The 6,855-nt window shown below is 68.7% G+C and carries 6 protein-coding genes; 4 read left to right on the top strand and 2 right to left on the bottom strand.

Annotated features, from left to right (window positions below; translation table 11 throughout):
- Positions 1 to 436: 436 nt before the first annotated feature.
- Both IRZ30_RS14420 and IRZ30_RS14415 read left to right on the top strand, forming a co-directional pair.
- Complete coding sequence (locus tag IRZ30_RS14420; RefSeq protein ID WP_041400318.1) at positions 437 to 652, top strand: hypothetical protein; 216 nt, start codon at positions 437 to 439, stop codon at positions 650 to 652.
- The gene (locus tag IRZ30_RS14415) at positions 639 to 2,057 is read left to right on the top strand and encodes an amidase (RefSeq protein WP_294086161.1); all 1,419 of its coding nucleotides are present in this window, start codon (positions 639 to 641) and stop codon (positions 2,055 to 2,057) included. The genes IRZ30_RS14420 and IRZ30_RS14415 overlap by 14 nt, the downstream gene beginning before the upstream one ends.
- Positions 2,058 to 2,132: 75 nt before the next feature.
- Here the strand turns inward: IRZ30_RS14415 and IRZ30_RS14410 are convergent, their stop codons facing one another.
- The gene (locus IRZ30_RS14410) at positions 2,133 to 2,402 is read right to left on the bottom strand and encodes a hypothetical protein (protein ID WP_294086159.1); all 270 of its coding nucleotides are present in this window, start codon (positions 2,400 to 2,402) and stop codon (positions 2,133 to 2,135) included.
- A gap of 158 nt (positions 2,403 to 2,560) precedes the next feature.
- Between IRZ30_RS14410 and lepB the strand changes: the two genes are divergently transcribed.
- Positions 2,561 to 3,196, top strand: coding sequence for a signal peptidase I (lepB, locus tag IRZ30_RS14405; RefSeq protein WP_294086157.1), 636 nt, complete (start codon positions 2,561 to 2,563; stop codon positions 3,194 to 3,196).
- Between the two features lie 99 nt (positions 3,197 to 3,295).
- Here lepB and IRZ30_RS14400 read toward each other — a convergent pair whose 3' ends face one another.
- Positions 3,296 to 4,459: an ArgE/DapE family deacylase gene (locus IRZ30_RS14400; RefSeq protein ID WP_294086156.1), complete on the bottom strand. Its 1,164-nt coding sequence runs from the start codon at positions 4,457 to 4,459 to the stop codon at positions 3,296 to 3,298.
- 153 nt (positions 4,460 to 4,612) lie between these two features.
- Between IRZ30_RS14400 and IRZ30_RS14395 the strand changes: the two genes are divergently transcribed.
- On the top strand, positions 4,613 to 6,562 hold the full coding sequence (locus IRZ30_RS14395; RefSeq protein WP_294086154.1) for a S9 family peptidase: 1,950 nt from the start codon (positions 4,613 to 4,615) through the stop codon (positions 6,560 to 6,562).
- Positions 6,563 to 6,855 lie beyond the last annotated feature (293 nt).

The raw sequence follows: 6,855 nt of genomic DNA, 5'->3' as shown, positions 1-6,855 counted from the left end.
CGGGGAGATCCTTCGCTGCGCCGAGGGCGGCTGGCCGCCGCCCCCGGCTCCGCTCAGGATGACAACGCGGGGGCGCGGACGGCTGTCGCGTTTACCGGATTAATTCGTCAAAGTTCATTAGCCCCGGGCACGCGCCGCGCAGCGAAGGCCGTAACATCGGGGTCTGGGCCTTATCCCCCAGCCGGCTTGAGCCGGCTTCCGTGGTGAGCCCGGCGGCTCTAGCCCCGGGCACGCGCCGAGTGGCAGGGATTCGCCTACGTTCATGAGCCGGACTCGCCGCCGTGTGGGACGACATGTCCGCGAGCATCTCGCCGAATTCGCGATGAGGCCCTGACGTCCGGTGGCCTCCTGCCCGCGTTCCTATCGCCACACGATTGACGCCCGCCAAATTTCCGGAGAGAATCGAGATATCCGGACAACCGAAAGGAGGGACGCCATGCCCCTGTCCCGGGAAGCGGTCGAGCGCCTCTTCGCCGAGCAGGTCGGGCGCGATATTCCGCCCGATGTCGCTGAGGCCGTTGCCGCCGTCGCGGGCCCGATCATCGACGGGCTGAACGCCATCGACCCGGAGCCGCTCTGGCTCGTGGAGCCCAGCACCGTCTTCGAGCCGCGCTATCCCGCCGAGAGGAGCGACGAGGATGAGCTCCTATGACGATCTCCCCTTCCTCCCCGTCACCGAACTGGCGCCGCTCCTCCGCTCGCGGCAGCTTTCGCCTGTTGAGTTGACCCGCCAGGTGCTGGAGCGGATCGAGGCCGTCGAGCCGAAGGTAAACGCCTACATCACGGTGCTCGCCGACGAGGCCATGGCCCAGGCCAAGGCCGCCGAGCGCAACATCACCATGGGCAACTATCTCGGTCCGTTCCACGGCATCCCGGTCGGGTTGAAGGACCTGCTGATGACCCGCGGCGTCCGTACGACCGCGGGTTCGGCGGCACTCGAGGACTTCGTGCCGGACGAGGACGCGACCACGGTGACGCGCCTGCGCCAGGCTGGCGCGATCTTCACCGGCAAGCTCAATATGCACGAGTTTGCCTTCGGCGTGACGACCAACAACTGGACCTTCGGCCCGACCCACAACCCGTGGATGCCGGGGCACATTCCCGGCGGCTCCAGTGGTGGGTCGGCCGCCGCGGTTGCGGCTGGGGAGTGCATCGCCGCACTCGGCAGCGACACCGGCGGCTCCATCCGCATCCCGGCCGCGCTCTGCGGCAACGTCGGGCTGATGCCCACCTACGGCCGGGTTAGCCGCTACGGCGCGCTCGCGCTGAGCTGGTCGCTGGACCACGTCGGCCCAATGACCCGGACCGTCTCCGACGCGGCACTGATGCTGAACGTCATCGCCGGGTACGATCCGATGGACACCGCGACCCAGCCCGTGCCGGTGCCCGACTACACCGAGGAGATCGAGGACGGTCTGACCGGCCTGCGCGTCGGCGTGCCGCGCAACTACTTCTTCGATCGGATCCACCCCGAGGTCAAGCAGGGCGTTGAAGGGGCCATCGCGCGACTCGGCGAGCTGGGCGCCGAAATCGTCGAGGTCGACCTGCCCTGGGTCGAACACTCGATCCTCGCCGAGTTCGGAATCGTCTTGGCCGAAGCCACGAGCTACCACGAGCACCTGCTGCGGTCGCGGGCGGACAAGTACGCCCCGGATATCCGCGTCCTGCTGGAGGCAGGCGAGGCGATCTCCGGTCCGACGTATCTCAAGGCCCAGCGGATCCGGACGCTGATCAAGCAGAGCTTCCGCGCGGCCATGGAGCTGTGCGACGTCATCGCGACGCCGACGCTCCCGCACCCACCCGTCCCGATCGGTCAGGAGACGGTCACGATCGACGGGGTGGAGGAGACAACGCTGAACTGCATGGTGCGGTACACCTGCCCGGTCGATCTCTCCGGCCAGCCGGCGATCGTGGTTCCGTGCGCCTTCAACGACCAGAACCAGCCGGTCGCCAGCCTCCAGTTGATCGGCCGGCCGTTCGACGAGGCGACGATCTGCCGCGCGGCTCGCGCCTACGAGGCCACAACCGACTTCGCGACGCGCCGCCCGGCGCTCTAGAACCCGTCAGGCACGCCGGTGCCCTTGCCGGCTCCCTAACATCGGGGAGCCGGCTGGGCGCCGGCGCTTCTCCAGCTATGCCGGCGACTGGGTCGGCGCGGCGTGGTCGTGCACGTGGGCCTCGCGGCCGTGGTGCTGCTCCTCGTCGTCCCGATCGTAGTCGTGGCTGTGGGTCAGCTCGTTGTGGTTGTGCGGGTGGGTGTGCCAGTAGACCCGGTGCTCGAGCGAATCCCCGGCACCACCCGTATGGTGGTGCGTGACGTGGTAGTGATCGTGCGAGTGCGTGACCGCCGGGTGGGTATGGGTCGGCTCCCGGCCTTCCCCTTCGGTGCGCTGCGCCGTCATCGGTTCCACTCCTTTCGCGGTCGGGACAGACGACCCACGCAGCCCGCACACATGGTGCCAGCAGGCACGGCCCGGTGCTCACCCGCCACTGCGGCGCGATAGGGTATCCTCTGGCGCAGCAGGGCGGATACCACTTCGACGAGGGGACACGGACGCGGATGACAACCGGCAGCGACGAGCAGGCAGCGGGGCAGCAGGAGCAGGCCCGGACCCGGAGCGCGCTCCGCGAGATCGTGCAGACGCTGCTCACCGCCGTCATCATCTTCGTGCTCATCCGCTCGGTCGTCCTGACCTACCGGGTGGAAGGTACGTCGATGGTTCCGGCCCTTCACCCTGGTCAGCTCCTGCTGGTCGGCCGACATGCCTACCTGCACGTCGACATCAACGGCATCCTCGACGCCCTCCCCTTCGTCGAACGCGACGGCGAGCGCATCGTCTACCCCTTCGGGATGCCCAGCCGCGGCGACATCGTGATCGTGGACGCCCACGATGTGAGCGGGAAACCCTATGTCAAGCGCGTCGTCGGGCTCCCGGGTGATCGGGTGGCGATTCACGACGGCGCCGTCTATGTGAACGGTGAGCGGCTCGACGAACCATACATCCATGGCATCGCCACAACACGGCCGGGCCGCTACCTGAGGGCCGGAAACGAGCAGGTCATCCCCGACGGCTACGTGTTCGTCATGGGGGACAATCGCAGCAACTCACGCGACTCACGCGACTTCGGCCCCGTGCCGATCAGCGCGATCAAGGGCCAGGTCTGGCTCTCCCTCTGGCCACCCGGCACGCTCTGAGCGTCGCACAGCCTGCCGCTAGACACTCTCCTCCCCCTCTCCCCTCGTGGGCTCCGTCCGAGAGGGGGCCAGGGGGTGAGGGGGACGCCGTCGCACCACCTACGTCGCGCAAAAGTCGTACACCACGCGGGTCAGGACACGGGTAAAGGTCTCCAGCGAGGCGAGGTCGCTCCACTCGACCAGCGCGTGGGCACCGTCCCCGGACGGGCCGAAGATCGCGGTCGGAACCCCGGCCGCCGCCAGAAGCGCCGAGTCCATCCAGCCGAAGCCGCCGTAGATCACCGGCTCCTGCCCTAGCTCGCGCTCGACGGCGCGGCCGAGCACCCGGACGATCTCGGCGTTCTCGCTGATCTCGAACGGTTCCCGCACCACGCCCATCGTGAGCGTGGCCTTGAACTGCTCGTCCGCCGCGCTCAGGCGGTCGAGGATGGCCTGTAGCTCGGCCTCGACCTGCGCGGCGGTCTCGCCGGGAACGGTGCGCCGCTCGATCTGGAGGCGGCACTCCTCGGGGTAAGAGGAGAGCTCCTGGCCGCCGGAAATCAGTGAGGCGTGGATCGAGGGCGGGCCAACGTACCGGTGCGGCGGTCGGGCGAGCAGGTCTGCACCCAGGCGCTCCAGTTCGACGAGCACGCGGCCCATATGGACGATCGCATCGACGCCCGCGCGGAAGTCGCTGCCATGGGCCGCGCGGCCATGGGTAACGATCTCGGCCCAGACGAAACCCTTGTGAGCGACCCCGATCTCAAGCTCGGTCGGCTCCAGCACCAGCGCGGCGTCGGGGCGCCAGCGGTCAATCTCCCGGCAGATCGCCTGGGTGCCGATGCTGGCGTACTCCTCGTCGACGACGAAGGTCGCGATGAGCTGACCGGGGAAGTCGCCGGCACGGGCGATCGCTTCGAGCAGCACGATCATGCCTGCCAGCGATCCCTTCATGTCGAACGCGCCGCGACCGTAGAGCCGGTCGTCCTCGACGCGCGGGGAGAAGGGATCGGTCATCCCGGCGACGCCGACCGTATCCATGTGGCCGTTGAGCATGAGCCGCCGTCCCGCGCCCTCGCCGACGGTGGCGATGACGTTCGGCCGTCCATTCCCGGCGTCTTGCAACTCGACCGTGATCCCAGGTGTAGCGCGGAGCCGCGCGGCGATCGCCTCGGCGATCTCGCGCTCGCCGCCCGCACCGGGGACGAGGTCCGGGTTGATCGACGGGATACGGACGAGGTCGGCCAGCGCGTCGCGCAGGTGGCGGGGGTCGATCTGGATCATTGGCCCTCCTTCACGGTCGGCTCAGTGGCTGCGGTGTCGCTGCGCAGACGATAGCATGACGCACCGAACCGCGCCCCCCACCTGTTGCCTCATAGTGCGTTCGTCGCTATCCTCGCTCCGGCGCGCAGTCGAAATGTCGTTGGAGGGACAAGCATGGCACAGCCCATCACCCCGGAGCTCGTCGTCTACGGCCTCACCATGGCCGGTGAACCGCAGGTGTCTCCGGACGGGACGCAGATCCTGTACACGCTTAGCTCCGTCGACCGCGAGACCAAGAAGGGCTCGAGCCAGATCTGGCTCTGCGGGATCGACGGCAGCAACCCGCGCCGGCTCACCTGGAACGGCGAGCGCAACAGCGGCGGCGTCTGGTCGCCGGACGGCACCCGCATCGCGTTCGTCTCGAACCGGGTCGACAAGGCCGGCATCTTCGTGCTCGACCTGACCCGGCCTGGGGAAGCGCGCGAGATCACGCGGCACAACCAGGCGATCAGTGATCTCGCCTGGTCGCCCGACGGCACCCGGATCGCCTACACCACCATCTTCGACCCGGAAAACCCGGACGAGACGCCGCCAGACAAGGATGCGCCGCCGAAGGTGCGCGTTACGCGCCGCATCGACTACAAGCAGGACGGCCGCGGCTACCTCAACGACGTGCGCTTCCACACGTTCGTCGTCGACGTAGAGACCGGCGAGCGACGCCGGCTGAGCCGCGAACTGCGCGACCACCTCTTCCCGCAGTGGTCGCCGGACGGCCGGTTCGTCTCGGTCCGCGTCCCGATCCTGAACGGCATGTGCTCCTATCTGGCGCTGCTCCCGGTCGACGGTGGTGAGGAGACGCGCGTCGGCCCGGAGACCGGGGTCGTCAGCGTCTGGGTCTGGTCGCCCTCCGGGGACCGGATCATCTTCGCCGGCGACACCGAGCACTCGTTCCAGGACGACTTCTTCGTCTACGACGTCGCCAGCGGCACGACCACGCGCCTGACGCACGACCTGGACGTGAGCCCGGTTGGTGGCGAGCCCGGCCGCGGCGCGCCGGCGCAGCCGGTCTGGCTCGACGATCGCCGGGTGCTGTTCCATGCGGTTCGGGCCGGTGCCAGCGGCCTCTACACCCTCGACGTCGAGAGCGGCGCCGTGGAGCCGGTGGTCCGCTGGGAGGCGATGCATGCCGGGATGAGCGTCGACCGCGACCGGCGCTACGTCGTCCAGGGGCGCACCAGCTTCTCCGAAATCGGTGAGATCGCCGTCTACGATACGCAGACCAACGAGACGACGGTGGTCACCGGGTACAACAAGCAGGTGCTATCCGAGCACCCGCCGGCCAACTGGGAGCGCTTCCAGATCGAGCGGAACGGGTACACGATCGACGCGTGGCTACTGACCCCGCCCGACTTCGACCCGAACAAGCGCTACCCGGTGATCCTCGACGTCCACGGCGGCCCGCAGGGCTTCTACGGGTTCACCTTCACCCCATGGCAGCAGATTCTGGCCACCAACGGCTTCCTGGTGGTGATGTCGAACCCGCGCGGCTCCGGCTCCTACGGCCGCGAGTTCGCGCAGGCGGTTCTCCAGGACTGGGGCGGTGAGGACTTCAAGGACCTGATGATGGTCCTCGACACGGTGCTGGAGCGCCCCTACGCCGACCGCGAGCGGACCGGTATCTGGGGCTACAGCTACGGCGGCTACATGACGGCGTGGACCATCGGGCAGACCGACCGCTTCAAGGCCGCCGTGTGCGGCGCGCCCTGCTTCGACCTGGTGTCGATGTATGGCACGAGCGACATCAGCCACACCTTCGGCGAGCTGGAGTGGGGTGGCCGGCCGCACGAGATCCCGGAGAAGTTCGCGGCGCAGTCGCCGTCCACCTTCGCCCACCGGGCGACGACGCCGACGCTGATCATCCACGGCGAGGAGGACGAGCGCTGCCCGATCGGGCAAGGGGAGCAGATGTTCATCGCGCTGCTCAAGGCCGGCTGCGAGGTTGAGTTCGTCCGCTACCCGGGTGGGTCACACGGCATGCTGCGCCTGGGTCCGCCGCAGCATCGCGAGGACGTCTTCACGCGCATCCTGAGCTGGTTCAAGCACTATCTGGGCGAGCCCGCCTAGCTACCCCGTTTCCCCCTCTCCCCTCGTGGGAGAGGGGGAAACGGGGTGAGGGGAAGCCTCCCCCGCGCTACAATGGCGTTTGACGAACTAAACATATCCACCCGCCAGCAGCCCGCGACTCCCCGCGTGTCATCCTGAGCGGAGCCGGGGGCGGCGGCCAGCCGCCCCCGGCGCAGCGAAGGATCTCTCCGCTGCGTGGCCGATCCGACGCGAGATCCTTCGCTCCACCGCCCGCCGCTCCGCGGCGGCCGGCGCCGCGCCGGATGACAGCCGCGCGGGCGCGCGGCGCGCGG

The sequence above is a fragment of the Sphaerobacter sp. genome (assembly GCF_019683595.1).
In the GTDB taxonomy this organism is placed as follows: Bacteria; Chloroflexota; Chloroflexia; order Thermomicrobiales; family Thermomicrobiaceae; genus Sphaerobacter.
The sequence above is the reverse complement of the archived record's forward strand: the minus strand, read 5'-3'. Positions and strand labels throughout refer to the sequence as shown.